This window comes from Neorhizobium sp. 2083, assembly GCF_031455615.1.
Taxonomy (GTDB): domain Bacteria; phylum Pseudomonadota; class Alphaproteobacteria; order Rhizobiales; family Rhizobiaceae; genus Neorhizobium.
The window spans coordinates 619,972-635,340 of the sequence record NZ_JAVDTC010000001.1 but is presented as its reverse complement, the minus strand read 5'-3'; the positions used below and the strand labels follow the sequence as shown (position 1 = coordinate 635,340).

Genomic DNA, 15,369 nt, shown 5'->3' with positions numbered 1-15,369 from the left:
GGCTATTCTTGTCGTTCGCTGGACGAAATGAAAAGCCCTGACCTCTTTCCAGTGGAGTACGGCGAAAGTGGGACCCGCCAGGGCGCGTGGCGCAGCCGACACTATCGCCAAGAAAACACCGGATTTTGGCGGAAGTCCGGTCTATAGTATCGCTGCAAAGAGTGTGAAAGGCCTGTGGAATATGGCCTCGGCCCGGCAAAAGGCCGATATGTAGCCGGTGATTATGGCACGATTCCGGGCTTCTCCGGGAGGCGCAAAAATGCCGCACGGGCTTTTCCCGCCAGATATTGCGGCGGCAGGCAAACTGTGATTGAAGCAGACCATATAGCTTGGATTCTGCGTTCGGTTTGATCGAGATCAGACGCATGGGGAGATATTTAGTGATGAACAGGGCTTTTGCAGTGATGACGGCGCTCATCTGTCTGCTCTTTGCTTCCGCAGGTTTTGCGGACCAGCCGCATCCGTGGCAGATTGATTTCCAGGCGGCCGCGACGCCGATCATGCACCAGATCCGCTGGTTCAACCATTATACCCTGTGGTTCATCGTGCCGGTCACGCTGCTGGTTCTGGCCCTTCTGGTCGTCGTGGTGGTGAAGTTCCGCGCCAGCGCCAATCCGGTGCCGTCGCGGACGAGCCACAATACGGCGATCGAGATCATCTGGACGCTTGGTCCGGTCCTCATCCTCTTCTTCCTCGCCATCCCCTCCTTCAACCTGCTGAATGCCCAGCTCGAAATTCCGGACTCGGACATGACCGTCAAGGCCACCGCCACCCAGTGGCAGTGGAACTATGAGTACGAAGGCACGCCGGCGCCGGTCGCCTTCGACAGTTTCATGCTGAAGGATCAGGACCGCGCTGCTGCCGGCAAGACCGATCCTGCCGTCTATCCCCGTCTTCTCGCCGTCGACAACGAAATGATCATCCCGGTCAACAAGACCGTGCGCATGCTGGTGACTGCTGCTCCGTCCGACGTCATCCATGCCTTCGCAATGCCGGCTTTCGGGGTCAAGATCGACGCCGTTCCGGGCCGCTTGAACGAAACCTGGTTCAAGGCTGAAAAGGAAGGTCTCTATTACGGCCAGTGCTCCGAGCTGTGCGGCAAGGACCATGCGTTCATGCCGATCGCCATCCGGGTCGTTTCGGAAGACAAGTACAAGACGTGGCTCGCAGCTGCCGCGACCGACCTGCCGGGTGCCTACAAGGCTCTCGTGGCTGCGGTCGACAAGCCGGCCGGCAACTTCGCCGTTGCCGCAAACGAATCCAAGTAATCAAGAGGAGTGAGGACAATGGCTGGACATTCCGCTCACGACGATCACGCTCATGCTCGCACCTCTCACGATGACGCGCATGCTCACGACGATCATCACGATCATTCGCACACGCCGACTTTTGCTCAGCGTTGGCTGTTTTCGACCAACCACAAGGACATCGGCACGCTCTATCTGATCTTCGCGATCTTCGCGGGCATCGTCGGCGGCCTTCTGTCGGTCGCCATGCGCATGGAGCTGCAGGAGCCGGGCATCCAGATCTTCCACGGTCTGGCTTCCATGGTCTACGGCTTCGAGGGTGATGCTGCCATCGACGGCGGCAAGCACATGTTCAACGTGTTCACCACCGGCCATGCGCTGATCATGATCTTCTTCATGGTCATGCCGGCGATGATCGGCGGTTTCGCCAACTGGATGGTGCCGATCATGATCGGCGCGCCGGACATGGCCTTCCCGCGTCTGAACAACATTTCCTTCTGGCTGATCGTGCCGGCATTCCTGTTGCTGCTGCTGTCGATGTTCGTCGAAGGCCCGGCAGGCGCCTACGGCGTCGGCGGCGGTTGGACGATGTATCCGCCGCTTGCGACCATGGGTCACCCGGGTCCGGCTGTCGATCTTGCGATCTTCTCGCTGCACGTTGCCGGCGCGTCCTCGATCCTCGGCGCGATCAACTTCATCACCACGATCCTCAACATGCGCGCTCCGGGCATGACGCTGCACAAGATGCCGCTGTTCGCCTGGGCCGTTCTGGTCACCGCCTTCCTGCTGCTGCTGTCGCTGCCGGTTCTGGCGGGCGCCATCACCATGCTTCTGACCGACCGCAACTTCGGCACGACCTTCTTCGCGCCGGAAGGCGGCGGCGACCCGATCCTCTACCAGCATCTGTTCTGGTTCTTCGGCCACCCGGAAGTGTACATCCTGATCCTGCCCGGCTTCGGCATCATCAGCCACATCGTCTCGACCTTCTCGAAAAAGCCGGTCTTCGGTTATCTCGGCATGGCCTACGCCATGGTCGCGATCGGCGCCGTCGGCTTCATCGTCTGGGCCCATCACATGTACACGGTCGGCATGTCGCTCGACGCACAGCGCTACTTCGTCTTCGCGACGATGGTCATCGCGGTTCCGACCGGCATCAAGATCTTCTCCTGGATCGCGACGATGTGGGGCGGCTCGCTGACCTTCTCGACACCGATGATCTGGGCGATCGGCTTCATCTTCCTGTTCACCGTCGGTGGCGTCACGGGTGTCCAGCTCGCCAATGCCGGCCTCGACCGCTCGCTGCATGACACCTATTACGTGGTGGCCCACTTCCACTACGTTCTGTCGCTCGGCGCCGTTTTCGCCATCTTCGCGGCCTGGTACTACTGGTTCCCGAAAATGTTCGGCTACATGTACAGCCAGCGGATCGGCAACCTGCATTTCTGGGTCATGTTCATCGGCGTCAACCTGGTGTTCTTCCCGCAGCACTTCCTCGGCCTCGCCGGCATGCCGCGCCGCTACATCGACTATCCGGATGCCTTCGCCGGCTGGAACTACGTTTCTTCCGTTGGCTCCTACATCTCCTTCGTCGGTGTGCTGATCTTCCTCTTCGGCGTCTGGGAAGCCTTCGCCAAGAAGCGCGTTGCCGGCGACAATCCGTGGGGCGAAGGTGCGACCACGCTGGAATGGCAGCTGTCTTCGCCGCCGCCGTACCACCAGTGGGAACAGCTGCCGCGCATCAAGTAAGCGGATCTTTCGAAAAGGGGCATCGCGTCGATCGCGATGCCCTGGAATACCAGGCAGGACGGTTCAATGACGGTTATCGACAATCACGACGCTCTTGGCACCGATGGAGGCTTGCGCCTCTCGGAAGCGGGTGCGCGCGATTTCTTCGAACTGCTGAAGCCGCGGGTGATGTCGCTCGTGGTCTTCACCGCATTCGCCGGCCTCATCCTCGCGCCCGGCCAGATCAATCCGGTCCTCGGCGTGATTTCCATTCTCTGCATTGCCGTCGGCGCCGGCGCCTCCGGGGCGCTGAACATGTGGTATGACGCCGATATCGACGCGGTCATGACCCGCACCGCCGGGCGCCCGATCCCGGCAGGCCGCATCCTGCCCCAGGAAGCGCTCGCCTTCGGCCTGACGCTCTCGGTCTTCTCGGTCGTCATCCTCGGCCTCGCGGTCAACTGGTTTGCCGCCGGCCTGCTCGCCTTCACCATCTTCTTCTACGCGGTCGTCTATACGATGTGGCTGAAGCGTTCGACGCCGCAGAACATCGTCATCGGCGGTGCCTCCGGCGCTTTCCCGCCGATGATCGGCTGGGCCTGCGTGACGGGCGGCGTTTCGCTGGACAGCATTCTCCTGTTCCTGATCATCTTCCTGTGGACGCCGGCGCATTTCTGGGCTCTCGCGCTGTTCAAGATGCGGGACTACGGCTCGGTCGGCGTGCCGATGATGCCGAATGTCGCGGGCGAATCCTCCACCAAGAACCAGATCGTCGCCTATGCGGTGCTGACTGCGGCAATTGCCGTCGCTCCGACCTTCACCGGTCTTGCCGGCCTCGGTTACGGCATCTTCGCGGCCGTGCTCGGTGCGATCTTCGTCATCTGTTCCATCGCCGTCCGGCGCATGCCCGACGGCGACGAGAAGATGATGCCGGCGAAGAAGATGTTCGCCTATTCGATCTTTTATCTGTTCGCGATCTTCTCTGGCCTGCTGGCCGACCGGCTGCTGGCGGGACTGCCGCAGCTCCTCGGAGGTTTGCTGTGATGGAAACCGTCAAGCTCAGCGAAGCCCAGAGGAAGTCGCGCCGCAACCGCAATATCGCGCTCGGCGTGGTTCTCGCCGGGCTCGTGGTGCTCTTCTACATCATGACGCTGGTGAAGATCGGCGGAGTCGGGAACTAGGGTGGAAGCGATGACGGACGTCAATCAGAACGGTCAGGCAAAGCGGGTCAGCAACAGCGCGATCTTCGCCGGCTGCGCCGTTTTCGTCGCCGGCATGGTCGGCGCCGCCTATGCGTCCGTGCCGCTCTACCGGCTTTTCTGCCAGGTCACCGGCTACAACGGCACGACCCAGCGCGTCGAGCAGTATTCCGACAAGATCCTGAACAAGCCGATCCAGGTGACGTTCGACGCCAATATCTCGCCGGGCCTGAACTGGGAGTTCAAGCCGGCCAAGGCCGTGAACCCGAAGATCGGCGAGACCGTGCAGATCGAATATACCGCGACCAACCGCTCGTCGAAGCCGACGACGGGAAGCGCCGTGTTCAACGTGACGCCGATGGAAGCGGGCGCCTATTTCAACAAGGTCGAGTGCTTCTGCTTCACCGAGCAGACGCTGCAGCCCGGCCAGTCGGTTCAGATGCCGGTGGTGTTCTTCGTTGACCCGGAGCTCGCCACGGCACCAGAGACCAAGAACATCAAAACGATCACCCTGTCCTACACCTTCTATCCGAGCGAGCCGTCGAAACCGGTCGCCGCTCTGCCGGAAGGCCAGAAGGCAGGCGCCCCGAAGACGGGCGCCCAGAACACAGGCGTGGGGAAACTTTAAGAGGGTTCGCCTTAACTGGCGAAGCAGGCATTCATCCGGGGATTCTGACATGGCCGACGCGCATCAGAAAAATCACGACTACCACATCATCGATCCGAGCCCGTGGCCGATCCTGGCCTCGATCGGCGCCTTCGTCCTGACCTTCGGCGGGGTGGGCTACATGCGCTATCTGCATGGCGGCCAGTTCCATATCTTCGGTCTCGACCTTGCGACCCCGTGGATATTCTTCATCGGCCTCGCCATCATCCTCTATACGATGATCGGCTGGTGGTCGGACACCATCAAGGAAGGCAATTCGGGCGCCCATACCCGCGTGGTCTCCCTGCACCTGCGCTACGGCATGATCATGTTCATCGCTTCCGAAGTGATGTTCTTCGTCGCCTGGTTCTGGGCCTTCTTCGATGCGAGCCTCTATGCCAACGAGGCGATCCAGGCGACCCGCGTTGAATTCCTCGGCGGTCAGTGGCCGCCGAAGGGCGTCGAAGTGCTCGATCCCTGGCACCTGCCGATCTACAACACGGTCATCCTGCTGCTGTCGGGCACCTGCGTCACCTGGGCTCACCACGCGCTGCTGCACGGCGACCGCAAGGGCCTGGTCACCGGTCTCGCGCTGACCGTCGCACTCGGCATCTTGTTCTCCTGCGTCCAGGCTTACGAATACGTCCACGCGCCGTTCGCGTTCTCCAACTCGATCTACGGCGCGACCTTCTTCATGGCGACCGGCTTCCACGGTTTCCACGTGCTGATCGGCACCATCTTCCTGCTGGTCTGCCTGCTGCGCGCCGCCAACGGAGGCTTCACGCCCACCAAGCACTTCGGCTTCGAAGCCGCCGCCTGGTACTGGCACTTCGTCGACGTGGTCTGGCTGTTCCTCTTCTTCGCCATCTACATCTGGGGCGGCTGGGGCGCACCGGTTCACGGCTGATCCCGGGGACAGGAATTCAAGGAAGGGCGGCGATGAGCCGCCCTTCTGCTTTTCGAGGACTGGAATGAATGGCAATCAAGCTTCCCACCCCAACCGGATCGGATGAAACGCCCGCCCGCGGCCGTGGCCGGATGATCGCGACGGCCGTCGCGGTTCTGGCGGCGCTCGTCATCCTTCTGTCGCTCGGCACCTGGCAGGTGGAGCGATTGCACTGGAAGGAGGGCCTGCTTGCCGATATCGCCGAGCGGCGGGCAGCGGCACCCGTCCAGCTCTCCGATATCGAGGCGGTCCGGAAAACCGGCGGTGATATCGAATATCGGCGGGTATCGGTTGCCGGCACGTTCGACCATTCCAGGGAACGGCATTTCTTCGCGACCTTCGGGGGCCAGACCGGGTTCTATGTCTATACGCCGATGACGCTTGCCGATGGCCGCATCCTGTTCGTCAACCGCGGCTTCGTGCCCTATGAGATGAAGGATCCGAAGACCCGCACCGGCGGGGAATTGGCCGGCCAGCAGACCGTCACCGGTTATGCCCGGGTGCGGCTCGGCAAAAAACCGTCCTCCATCGTGCCGGACAACGATCTGGCGAAGAACATCTTTTATTGGAAGGATCTTGATGCGATGGCCTCCACCACCGGCATCGATGCCTCCAGGGTCGTGCAGTTCTTCGTGGATGCCGACGCGTCCGCCGCCAATCCGGGCGGTTGGCCGAAGGGTGGGGTCACCCAGTTCGACCTGCCGAACAGCCACCTGCAATATGCCGTCACCTGGTACGGTCTGGCGGCCGCTCTAGTCGCCGTCGTCATCGGCATGTTTTTCCGGCGCAAGCGCGCCTGAACCCGCATGGCCTGAAACCCGCAATTGCGATAGCCTTGTCGAAGGGTTGAGGGAATCGGGGCAACGTTATGGCACTTCTGGCAAACATTTTCGTCGCGCTGACCGCGCTTCTGCATGTCGGGTTTCTGGTCCTGGAAATGTTCCTCTGGACCGGCCCGACCGGCCGAAAGGTGTTCCGCATGTCGCCGGAACAGGCCGAGACCACCAGGGTTCTCGCCGCCAACCAGGGCCTCTACAACGGCTTCCTGGCCGCCGGCCTGTTCTGGTCGCTGCTTGAGGCCGATCCGGGCTTCGCCTTTCAATTGAAGCTCTTCTTTCTTGTGTGCGTCATCATTGCCGCTATATATGGCGCGTGGTCGGTCAAGCCGCGCATCCTGCTCATCCAGGGCGGTCCGGCCATTCTCGCTCTCGTGCTGACAGTCCTGGCGTCCTGATTTGATGGCATCATCCATATCCGAAAAAAGCCCGCTCAAGATTCGCCTCTGCGGCCCGCGCGGTTTCTGCGCCGGCGTCGACAGGGCGATCCAGATCGTCGTGCTGGCGCTGAAGGCCTATGGCGCGCCGGTCTATGTCCGCCACGAGATCGTCCATAACCGTTATGTGGTCGAGGGGCTGGAAGCCAAGGGCGCCGTCTTCGTCGAGGAACTGGACGAGATCCCAGCCGAGCACCGGGAGCAGCCGGTGGTTTTCTCCGCCCACGGCGTGCCGAAATCGGTGCCCGAGGATGCGCAGGCCCGCAATCTCTTTTATCTCGACGCGACCTGTCCGCTGGTTTCCAAGGTCCACAAGCAGGCGATGCGCCACCAGCGCCTCGGCCGCCATGTGGTGCTGATCGGCCATGCCGGCCACCCGGAAGTGATCGGCACGATGGGCCAGCTGCCGCCAGGCACCGTGTCGCTTATCGATACGATCGCCGATGCGGAAGCCTATATTCCCGAGGATCCCGACAATCTCGGCTACGTCACCCAGACGACGCTTTCGGTCGACGATACGGCCGGCGTGATCGCCAAGCTGCAGGAGCGGTTCCCGAACCTCACGGCGCCGGCCGCCGACTCGATCTGCTACGCCACCACCAACCGCCAGGAAGCGGTGAAGGAAGCCGCCCCCGGCTGCGACCTGTTCATCGTCGTTGGCGCTCCGAATTCGTCGAACTCCAAGCGGCTGGTCGAAGTGGCGCTGAGGGCAGGGGCAAAGCGCTCGATGCTGGTGCAGCGCGCCTCCGAACTGAACTGGGACGAAATCGGCCGCATCGGCACGCTCGGCCTGTCGGCCGGCGCGTCGGCCCCGGAAGTCATCGTCGACGAGATCATCGCCGCCTTCAAGGAACGGTTCGACGCCGAGATCGAGCTTGCGATCACGGCGGAGGAAACCGAGAATTTCCTCGTCAATCGGGAGCTGCGCAGCGTGCCGCTGACTGTGGAGGACATGGCCTGGGTGAACGGGGTTCCGGCGTGAACGGATGCGGCCTGCAGCAACCCCGTTTGCCCCGCCCACAAACCACTCTGATTTTCCACGGACTGTGAGACCACCTTGGCCGTTTACACCGATATCACCGAAGACGACCTGAAGCGGTTCCTGGCGGAATACGACGTCGGCGAGCTGACCTCCTACAAGGGGATCGCCGAAGGCGTCGAGAACTCGAATTTCCTGCTGCACACGACCCGCGATCCGCTGATCCTGACGCTCTACGAAAAGCGCACGGACGAGCGCGACCTGCCGTTCTTCCTCGGCCTGATGCAGCATCTGGCCGCCGCCGGCCTGTCATGCCCGCTGCCTTTGCCGCGTAACGACGGACGCCTCTACGGCGCCCTGTCGGGCCGGCCGGCCGCGCTTATCTCCTTCCTCGAGGGCATGTGGCTGCGCAAACCCGAGGCGAAGCATTGCCGTGAGGTCGGCAAGGCGCTGGCCCGGCTGCATCTCTCCGGTCAGGGTTTCGAGCTGAAACGCCCGAACGCGCTGTCGTGCGAAGGGTGGATCGGGCTGTGGGAAAAATCGGCGGCCCGTGCCGACGAGGTCGAAACCGGCCTGCAGGACGAGATTTCCGCCGAGCTCGATTTCCTGAGCGCCAACTGGCCGAAGGATCTGCCGGCCGGCGTCATCCATGCCGATCTCTTCCAGGACAATGTCTTCTTCCTCGGCGATGAGCTCTCCGGCCTGATCGACTTCTATTTCGCCTGCAATGACCTGCTCGCCTATGACGTCTCGATCTGCCTGAACGCCTGGTGTTTCGAAAAGGACGGCGCCTACAATCTCACCAAGGGCCAGGCGCTGCTCGAAGGTTACCAGAGCGTCCGCCCGCTCGACGGTGAGGAGATCGCGGCCCTGCCGATCCTCGCGCGCGGCTCGGCGTTGCGCTTCTTCTTGACCAGGCTCTACGACTGGCTGACGACGCCGGCCGGTGCCCTGGTCGTCAAGAAGGATCCGCTCGAATATCTGCGCAAGCTGCGCTTCCACCGCCAGATCATATCGGCCAGCGAATACGGGCTTGCCGAGGAAAGACCGTCCGCATCATGAAGCAGGTAGAGATTTTCACCGACGGTGCCTGTTCCGGCAATCCCGGTCCGGGCGGCTGGGGCGCCATCCTGCGGTATGGCGAGACGGAAAAGGAAATGTTCGGCGGCGAAGCCGAAACGACCAACAATCGCATGGAGCTGATGGCGGCGATCACGGCCTTGAACGCGCTGAAGACCCCGTGCGAGGTCAACCTTCACACCGACAGCAAATATGTGATGGACGGCATTTCCAAGTGGATTTTCGGCTGGAAAAAGAACGGCTGGAAGACAGCCGACAAGAAACCGGTCAAGAATGCCGAACTCTGGCAGCAGCTGGAAGAAGCGCGCAACAAGCACAAGGTGACGCTGCACTGGGTGAAGGGCCATGCCGGCCATCCTGAAAACGAGCGCGCCGACGAGCTTGCCCGCCTCGGCATGGCGCCGTTCAAGAAGAAATAGCCGCTTGGGGCCGGGGAGGGACCGATGGCGCAGAACGTCTACGACACGCCGGACTTCTTCGAAGGCTACAGCCGGCTCGGCCGTTCGGTCCATGGCCTCGCCGGCGCCGCCGAATGGCCGGTGATCCGGACCCTGCTTCCTAAGATGAAGGGCCTGCGCGTCGTCGATCTCGGCTGCGGTTTCGGCTGGTTCTCGCGCTTTGCGGCGGAAGAGGGCGCTGCCTCCGTGCTCGGCCTCGATCTCTCGGAAAACATGATCTCCAGGGCGCGGGCCGAAAACGCCGGTCCGGCCATCACTTATGAAATCGCCGATCTGGAGCGTATCGAGCTGTCGCCGGCCGCTTTCGATCTCGCCTACAGTTCGCTTGCTTTCCATTACCTGGAAGATTTCGGCCGGCTGGCGGCCGAGGTCCACGCGGCTCTCTTGCCCGGTGGAAAATTCGTCTTCACCATCGAGCACCCGATCTACATGGCCTCCGCCCGACCCGGCTGGCGGATGGACGAGGCAGGCCAGAAATTCTGGCCTGTGGATGGGTATTCGGTCGAGGGCCGGCGCATGACGGACTGGCTCGCCAGGGGCGTCGTCAAATACCACCGCACCATCGGCACCACGTTGAACACATTGATCGACTGCGGATTTGCCGTCCGCCGCCTCATTGAATGGCACCCGTCGGCGGATGAGATTGCCGCCAATCCGGCCCTTGCCGAAGAAATGGACCGCCCGATGATCCTGATGATTTCCGCGGAGCGCTGAGCGATGACCCTGCGCCTGATCTGCCTCAACGCCTGGGGCGGCCGTGTCCATGAACCGCTGATGCGGTATCTGAAGGACGCCGATGCGGATGTGCTTTGCCTGCAGGAGGTCACCCATGTCGCGGGATATGGCGGCGGCTGGCTGACCTTTCGCGAGGGCGATTTCGAACTGCCGCAGCGGGCAAGCCTGCTGGAGGATGTCGAGGCCGTTCTTCCGGGGCACCGTGCCTTTTTCGCGCCGGCTGCCTGCGGTCCGCTTTATGACGGCAATCGCGAGGTGATGTCGGAATGGGGGATCGCGACCTTCGTCCGGCAGGGCCTGCCGGTGATCGGTCAGACGCAGGGTTTCATCCACGGTGATTTCCCGCTCGCCGGTTTTGGCGAACATCCGCGCCCCCGCAATGGCCATGGTGTGCGCGTCTTCCGCCACGGGGCGGGCTCGGCGGTGACGATCGTGCAGATGCACGGTCTTCGCGATCTCGCCGGCAAGGGCGATACGCCGGCCAGGCTGGCGCAGGCGCATGCGCTTGTGGCGCTGATCGAAAAGGTACGGCAGGCCGGCGAGCCGTTGGTCGTCTGCGGCGACTTCAATCTGCTGCCCGGCAGCGAAACTTTCGCGATCCTCGGCCGGCTTGGCCTCACCGATCTCGTCACCACGCGCGGTTTCACCGACACCCGCACCTCCTGGTACCCGAAGGACGGCCGGTATGCGGACTTTCTGCTGGTGACGCCGGATGTGAAGGTGGGACGTTTCGATGTGGTCGCGCAGCCGGAGGTCTCCGACCACCGCGCCCTGCTTCTGGAAATTGCCTGAACCGCTGTTGCGCTCCGAGCATCAGTCACTATTCTGCCGCAAACAACTCGGGAGGCCGGTTCATGATCCTGCATTGCGTATTCGTTCGGTTCAAGGCGGCCATCCAGCAGGCCGAAAAGCAGTCGATCTATGATGCCGTCGTGGCGCTGAAGGATGTCACGCCCGGCATACTCGATGTAAAGTTCGGCCAGAACGTTTCCCCCGAGGGCCTGAACGGCGGTTTCCTCGACGGTTTCGTGGTGACCTTCGAAAGCCCGGAAGCGCGTGACGCCTATCTCGTTCACCCCGACCACATCACCGTCGGCGACCGGATCATCGGCTCCGCCGACGGCGGCCTTTCGGGGCTGCTGGTCTTCGACATGGCGGTATGAGGAAAGGCCGCCGGCATTCGGCCAGCGGCCCTCTTTTTCTCAGCTCGACTTCGCCATTGCCGCGGCGATCTGGTCGACATTGTAGCGGAACATCTTCTCATAGGTCGGCGCCGGCCCCTTGGCGTCCGAGAGCGATTCCACATAGAGCTCGCCGCCCGGCTGGGCCGCCGTCGCCCTTGCGATCTGCTTCACCAGCCGTGGATCGTTGGAATTCTCCAGGAAATAGGTTTTTACGCCCTCCGCCTTGATCTGCTCGATCAGCTTGGCGACGTCGGCAGCGGAGGCCTCCGTCTCGGTCGAAAGCCCGAGCGGCGCCAGGAAGCTCACATTGTATTCGCGGCCGAAATAACCGAAGGCGTCGTGGCTGGTCAGCACCTTGCGGCGGTCGGCCGGAATATTGTCGAACTTGGAATGCGCATAGGCATTCATCGCGTCGAGCTTCTGGAGATAGGCCTCGGCATTCGCCTTGAAGGCACCCGCATCGCCCGGATCGGCCTCCGACAGCGCCTTCTCGATATTGGAGACCCAGATCTTGACGTTGACCGGGCTGTTCCAGACATGCGGATCGGTCACCGTCTTGCCGTCTTCATCCATGCTGCGCGTGCTGATGCCTTCCGAGACCACGACCGGCTTGCCCTTGTAGCCCGAGGCGGTGATCAGCCGGTCCATCCAGCCTTCCAGGCCTTCGCCGCTGACAAAAGCCACCTGCGCCGCCTTGAGGTTTTTGGCGTCGCTCGGCGACGGCTCGAATTCGTGGGGATCTCCGTTCGGGCCGACGAGACTGGTCACCTTCACATGTTTGCCGCCCACCTGGGAAACGACGTCGCCCAGCACGGTGAAGGAGGCGACGACTTTCAGTGTGTCCGCGAAGGCCGGCACGGTGGAAAAGGCCATGAGAGCGGGAATAGCGGCGGAGAGAAGCAGTCTGCGGGATATCATCGAAGTCTCCTTAAAATCAGCCCGCGAGATGCGGACGGGGAAAGAGCCGCCGGGCAAAGCCGGAGGGCGAAAAGAGGATGGAAAAGGCGTAGATCACCGCCGCCGTCATGATGATCGTCGGGCCGGAGGCGAGTTCGAGATGGTAGGAGGCAATCAGCCCGACATAACCGGAGACGGCGGCCGCGGCGGCGGCAAGCGCCATCATCGCCGTCAGGCTGCGCGCCCAGAGCTGCGCGATCGCCGCCGGCAGCATCATCAGCCCGACCGCCATCAGCGTGCCGAGCGCCTGGAAGCTCGCCACCATGTTGAGCACCACGAGCAGCAGGAACAGCGCATGATAGACCGGCCCGCGCCCGCCGACGGCGCGCAGGAAGCCCGGATCGAAACACTCGGCGACCAGCGGCCGGTAGACGATCGCGAGCGTCAGCAGCGTCACCGAGGTGATGCCGCCAATCAGGGCGAGCGCCGGGCCGTCTATGGCGAGAATGGTGCCGAACAGTACGTGGAGAAGATCGATGTTGGAGCCGCGCAGCGAGACGATCAGCACGCCGAGAGCAAGCGAGGCGAGGTAGAAGCTCGCAAAGCTCGCATCTTCCTGCAGCACGGTGGAACGGCTGACGACGCCGGAAAGCAGCGCCACGGAAAGCCCGGCGATCAACCCGCCGATCCCCATCGCCGTCAGCGACAGCGAGCCGGCGACCAGATAGCCGATCGCCGCACCCGGCAGCACCGCATGGCTCATCGCGTCGCCCATGAGGCTCATGCGCCGCAGCATCAGGAAGACGCCGATCGGCCCGGAACCGAGCGCCAGGCACAGGCACGCCACCAGCGCCCGGCGCATGAAGCCGTAATCGGCAAACGGCGCGATCAGGAGGTCGTAGGCGCTCATGCGGCCGGCCCGCCGATCGAGGGTTCCGGCGAGCGCGACGCGCCAGGCAAGGTGCTGCCGGCCTGCGGTTCGCAGACCCCCGCGCCATCGTCCCAGCGCTCGGCCATCATCCGCGCCTTGAGGAGATTGTCCGCCGACATCACCACCGCCGTCGGCCCCCAGGCGATACATTCGCGGGCGAGAAGCAGGGTTTCGGGAAAATGCGTTCGCACCTGCTCGAGATCGTGGAGCACGGCGATCACCGTGCGGCCTTCGCCATGCCAGTGCGCGACGATGCCGAGCAGGTCTTCCGTCGTGCGTGCGTCGATTGCGGTGAACGGCTCGTCGAGCAGGATGACCTTTGCATCCTGGAGCAGGAGCCGCGCAAACAGCACCCGCTGGAACTGTCCGGCCGACAGCGACCCGATCGGCCGCCGCTCGAAACCGCCGAGGCCGACGGCGGCGAGTGCCTCGTCTGCTCGACGGTGCTCGCGGGCACCATTCGCCTTGAAGGCGCCCGTATGCCGCCATGCGCCGAGCAGCACGGTATCGAGGACGGAGATCGGGAAACGCCGGTTGATATCCGCCGCCTGTGGCAGGTAACCGAAATCGCTGCGGGTGAGCCGATGCTGCAGCCGACCTTCCGCCGGCCGCAATTCGCCCATGATCGCTTTCATCAGCGTCGACTTGCCGGCCCCGTTCGGCCCGGCGATCGCGGTCAGGCTGCCGGCCCGGAAGAAGCCCGATACGTGATGGACGGCGGGATGACGGTCGTAGGTAACCGTCAGGTTGTCGAGCGTCAGGAGGGCGCTCACGGCAGCATCACCGCCCAACGGATCGCCAGCCAGAGCAGGCCGAGAAGCAACGCGACATAGAGGAGCCGGCTGGCAGCCGAGCGGCCGAGGAGGCCGGAAGAAGGACGTGGATATAACATTCGGGTCGCCATAAAATGTAATAACATTACGGTTATGTTATAACAAAAATGGCAAAAACAAGGCGGCTCGTGATTTTGAAGATCGTAGATTGCCCGGTCGGCTGACGGAACCTTTGTCGGTTCAGGTCACCACGTCGGCAGGCGCGATGACGCCTATGGCCGAGATGTCAGCGGTTCGGCTGGTTCAGGCCCCGCAGCGCGTTCTGATCGGAAGGTCGAGCGGGAGTGTCGTATTGGCTGCCCTGTACATCCGGCGATTTGGTCGGTGCGGTGTCCGTCTGGCTGGAAACCAGATATCCGAGCCCGACGGCTCCGATCGCGACGATGAAAGCTCCGGCGATGGCACCGACGCCTCTTGCCGGGTTCTGCCTGATGATTCCGAAGGCGAGGGCGAGCCCCAGAATGGCCGCGCCACCCGCAACGACGAATAACCATAGGGCGTTTTCCATTGCGCTCTCCCTTCAACTGACCTGACAGCGTAACCGGAAGGGCCGCCGGAAGTTCCCGAACGCGGGCGCAAACAAAAAAGGACGCCCGCAGGCGTCCTTCGAAAGCAAACTGGGGACCGTTCAGAGCTGTTCCAGCATCGCCGCCGCGCCGGAGACAGTGGCCTGCCCGGGGCTTTCCTCGACGTTGAGCGATTTTACGACGCCGTTTTCGACGAGCATCGAATAACGCTTGGAGCGCACCCCGAGACCGCCGGCGGAAAGGTCGGCGTCGAGGCCGAGCGCCTTGGTGAAGGCGCCGTCCCAGTCGGCGAGGAAATGGATCTTGCCGAGGCCGCCCGTCTGGGTCGCCCAGGCGCCCATCACGTGCCAGTCGTTGACGGCGAGAACGGCGATGTCGTCGACGCCTCTCGCAAGGATCGCGTCGCGGTTTTCGAGATAACCCGGCAGGTGGTTCAGCGTGCAGGTGGGCGTGAATGCGCCGGGCACCGCGAAAAGCACGACCTTCTTGCCGTCGAAAAGCTGTCCGGTGGTGATCTCGACCGGACCGTCCGCGGTCTTTTCCTTGAACGTGGCTGCGGGAAGTTTATCGCCGATGGCAATCGTCATGGAGCTCTCCTCGTTTGGGCGAGCGCCTGTCTCAGCCCCGCCGTTCCGGGCGACTATAGAGCGGACTTGACGCAAGACAAGTGAGAGACGCCGCAATGCGGACGCCGGCAAGGGGCCGTTCA

The 15,369-nt window shown here is 62.9% G+C and carries 20 protein-coding genes; 14 read left to right on the top strand and 6 right to left on the bottom strand.

All coding sequences use genetic code 11. The features are described from left to right. Window positions 1-383 precede the first annotated feature (383 nt). From coxB to J2X76_RS03355, 14 genes are all read left to right on the top strand, one after another. Window positions 384-1,268 carry a cytochrome c oxidase subunit II gene (gene coxB, locus J2X76_RS03420; RefSeq protein ID WP_113283649.1) on the top strand — a complete coding sequence of 295 codons (885 nt, stop codon included), beginning with the start codon at window positions 384-386 and terminating at the stop codon, window positions 1,266-1,268. An 18-nt stretch (window positions 1,269-1,286) separates the two neighbouring features. Further along, window positions 1,287-2,993, top strand: coding sequence for a cytochrome c oxidase subunit I (ctaD, locus tag J2X76_RS03415; protein ID WP_113130533.1), 1,707 nt, complete (start codon window positions 1,287-1,289; stop codon window positions 2,991-2,993). A 66-nt stretch (window positions 2,994-3,059) separates the two neighbouring features. Next, complete coding sequence (locus J2X76_RS03410; RefSeq protein WP_310213160.1) at window positions 3,060-4,016, top strand: heme o synthase; 957 nt, start codon at window positions 3,060-3,062, stop codon at window positions 4,014-4,016. Continuing rightward, window positions 4,016-4,153 carry a hypothetical protein gene (locus tag J2X76_RS03405; RefSeq protein WP_113130534.1) on the top strand — a complete coding sequence of 46 codons (138 nt, stop codon included), beginning with the start codon at window positions 4,016-4,018 and terminating at the stop codon, window positions 4,151-4,153. Before J2X76_RS03410 ends, J2X76_RS03405 begins: the two co-directional genes overlap by 1 nt. Window positions 4,154-4,163: 10 nt before the next feature. Next, entirely contained in the window at window positions 4,164-4,799 is a 636-nt protein-coding gene (locus J2X76_RS03400) for a cytochrome c oxidase assembly protein (RefSeq protein ID WP_113130608.1), read from the top strand. A 49-nt stretch (window positions 4,800-4,848) separates the two neighbouring features. Further along, window positions 4,849-5,724, top strand: a complete 876-nt coding sequence (locus J2X76_RS03395; RefSeq protein WP_310213156.1) for a cytochrome c oxidase subunit 3 — start codon at window positions 4,849-4,851, stop codon at window positions 5,722-5,724. A 68-nt stretch (window positions 5,725-5,792) separates the two neighbouring features. After that, complete coding sequence (locus tag J2X76_RS03390; RefSeq protein ID WP_405029969.1) at window positions 5,793-6,563, top strand: SURF1 family protein; 771 nt, start codon at window positions 5,793-5,795, stop codon at window positions 6,561-6,563. 68 nt (window positions 6,564-6,631) lie between these two features. Next, on the top strand, window positions 6,632-6,997 hold the full coding sequence (locus tag J2X76_RS03385; RefSeq protein ID WP_113130537.1) for a DUF1304 domain-containing protein: 366 nt from the start codon (window positions 6,632-6,634) through the stop codon (window positions 6,995-6,997). A gap of 4 nt (window positions 6,998-7,001) precedes the next feature. Next, a complete protein-coding gene (ispH, locus tag J2X76_RS03380) occupies window positions 7,002-8,018 on the top strand; it encodes a 4-hydroxy-3-methylbut-2-enyl diphosphate reductase (RefSeq protein WP_113283783.1) in 1,017 nt (338 codons plus the stop codon). Window positions 8,019-8,093: 75 nt separating this feature from the next. After that, entirely contained in the window at window positions 8,094-9,077 is a 984-nt protein-coding gene (locus J2X76_RS03375) for a homoserine kinase (RefSeq protein ID WP_310213151.1), read from the top strand. Beyond that, on the top strand, window positions 9,074-9,514 hold the full coding sequence (gene rnhA / locus J2X76_RS03370) for a ribonuclease HI (protein WP_007766503.1): 441 nt from the start codon (window positions 9,074-9,076) through the stop codon (window positions 9,512-9,514). The genes J2X76_RS03375 and rnhA overlap by 4 nt, the downstream gene beginning before the upstream one ends. 24 nt (window positions 9,515-9,538) lie before the next feature. Beyond that, a complete protein-coding gene (locus J2X76_RS03365) occupies window positions 9,539-10,267 on the top strand; it encodes a class I SAM-dependent methyltransferase (protein ID WP_310213146.1) in 729 nt (242 codons plus the stop codon). Window positions 10,268-10,270: 3 nt separating this feature from the next. Beyond that, entirely contained in the window at window positions 10,271-11,080 is an 810-nt protein-coding gene (locus J2X76_RS03360; protein WP_310213143.1) for an endonuclease/exonuclease/phosphatase family protein, read from the top strand. A gap of 62 nt (window positions 11,081-11,142) precedes the next feature. Next, entirely contained in the window at window positions 11,143-11,451 is a 309-nt protein-coding gene (locus J2X76_RS03355; protein WP_310213140.1) for a Dabb family protein, read from the top strand. A gap of 39 nt (window positions 11,452-11,490) precedes the next feature. On the opposite strand, the gene J2X76_RS03350 is transcribed toward J2X76_RS03355, so the two are convergent. The 6 genes from J2X76_RS03350 to J2X76_RS03325 form a co-directional block, all read right to left on the bottom strand. Beyond that, window positions 11,491-12,390: a metal ABC transporter substrate-binding protein gene (locus tag J2X76_RS03350; RefSeq protein WP_310213137.1), complete on the bottom strand. Its 900-nt coding sequence runs from the start codon at window positions 12,388-12,390 to the stop codon at window positions 11,491-11,493. A gap of 16 nt (window positions 12,391-12,406) precedes the next feature. Further along, entirely contained in the window at window positions 12,407-13,279 is an 873-nt protein-coding gene (locus tag J2X76_RS03345; RefSeq protein ID WP_310213134.1) for a metal ABC transporter permease, read from the bottom strand. Further along, window positions 13,276-14,073, bottom strand: coding sequence for an ABC transporter ATP-binding protein (locus J2X76_RS03340; protein WP_310213131.1), 798 nt, complete (start codon window positions 14,071-14,073; stop codon window positions 13,276-13,278). The genes J2X76_RS03345 and J2X76_RS03340 overlap by 4 nt, the downstream gene beginning before the upstream one ends. Continuing rightward, window positions 14,070-14,192, bottom strand: coding sequence for a hypothetical protein (locus tag J2X76_RS03335; protein WP_310213128.1), 123 nt, complete (start codon window positions 14,190-14,192; stop codon window positions 14,070-14,072). Before J2X76_RS03335 ends, J2X76_RS03340 begins: the two co-directional genes overlap by 4 nt. Window positions 14,193-14,359: 167 nt before the next feature. Continuing rightward, window positions 14,360-14,641 carry a hypothetical protein gene (locus tag J2X76_RS03330; RefSeq protein WP_310213125.1) on the bottom strand — a complete coding sequence of 94 codons (282 nt, stop codon included), beginning with the start codon at window positions 14,639-14,641 and terminating at the stop codon, window positions 14,360-14,362. A 120-nt stretch (window positions 14,642-14,761) separates the two neighbouring features. Beyond that, complete coding sequence (locus tag J2X76_RS03325; RefSeq protein WP_113130544.1) at window positions 14,762-15,247, bottom strand: peroxiredoxin; 486 nt, start codon at window positions 15,245-15,247, stop codon at window positions 14,762-14,764. Between the last annotated feature and the right edge of the window lie 122 nt (window positions 15,248-15,369).

Excerpts from the sequence above, each read along its gene's own strand:
- coxB (WP_113283649.1), top strand. The coding sequence starts at position 384 with ATGAACAGGGCTTTTGCAGTGATGACGGCGCTCATCTGTCTGCTCTTT.
- ctaD (WP_113130533.1), top strand. The coding sequence starts at position 1,287 with ATGGCTGGACATTCCGCTCACGACGATCACGCTCATGCTCGCACCTCT.
- J2X76_RS03410 (WP_310213160.1), top strand. The coding sequence starts at position 3,060 with ATGACGGTTATCGACAATCACGACGCTCTTGGCACCGATGGAGGCTTG.
- J2X76_RS03405 (WP_113130534.1), top strand. The coding sequence starts at position 4,016 with ATGGAAACCGTCAAGCTCAGCGAAGCCCAGAGGAAGTCGCGCCGCAAC.
- J2X76_RS03400 (WP_113130608.1), top strand. The coding sequence starts at position 4,164 with ATGACGGACGTCAATCAGAACGGTCAGGCAAAGCGGGTCAGCAACAGC.
- J2X76_RS03395 (WP_310213156.1), top strand. The coding sequence starts at position 4,849 with ATGGCCGACGCGCATCAGAAAAATCACGACTACCACATCATCGATCCG.
- J2X76_RS03390 (WP_405029969.1), top strand. The coding sequence starts at position 5,793 with ATGGCAATCAAGCTTCCCACCCCAACCGGATCGGATGAAACGCCCGCC.
- J2X76_RS03385 (WP_113130537.1), top strand. The coding sequence starts at position 6,632 with ATGGCACTTCTGGCAAACATTTTCGTCGCGCTGACCGCGCTTCTGCAT.
- ispH (WP_113283783.1), top strand. The coding sequence starts at position 7,002 with ATGGCATCATCCATATCCGAAAAAAGCCCGCTCAAGATTCGCCTCTGC.
- rnhA (WP_007766503.1), top strand. The coding sequence starts at position 9,074 with ATGAAGCAGGTAGAGATTTTCACCGACGGTGCCTGTTCCGGCAATCCC.
- J2X76_RS03365 (WP_310213146.1), top strand. The coding sequence starts at position 9,539 with ATGGCGCAGAACGTCTACGACACGCCGGACTTCTTCGAAGGCTACAGC.
- J2X76_RS03360 (WP_310213143.1), top strand. The coding sequence starts at position 10,271 with ATGACCCTGCGCCTGATCTGCCTCAACGCCTGGGGCGGCCGTGTCCAT.
- J2X76_RS03355 (WP_310213140.1), top strand. The coding sequence starts at position 11,143 with ATGATCCTGCATTGCGTATTCGTTCGGTTCAAGGCGGCCATCCAGCAG.
- J2X76_RS03350 (WP_310213137.1), bottom strand. The coding sequence starts at position 12,390 with ATGATATCCCGCAGACTGCTTCTCTCCGCCGCTATTCCCGCTCTCATG.
- J2X76_RS03345 (WP_310213134.1), bottom strand. The coding sequence starts at position 13,279 with ATGAGCGCCTACGACCTCCTGATCGCGCCGTTTGCCGATTACGGCTTC.
- J2X76_RS03335 (WP_310213128.1), bottom strand. The coding sequence starts at position 14,192 with ATGTTATATCCACGTCCTTCTTCCGGCCTCCTCGGCCGCTCGGCTGCC.
- J2X76_RS03330 (WP_310213125.1), bottom strand. The coding sequence starts at position 14,641 with ATGGAAAACGCCCTATGGTTATTCGTCGTTGCGGGTGGCGCGGCCATT.
- J2X76_RS03325 (WP_113130544.1), bottom strand. The coding sequence starts at position 15,247 with ATGACGATTGCCATCGGCGATAAACTTCCCGCAGCCACGTTCAAGGAA.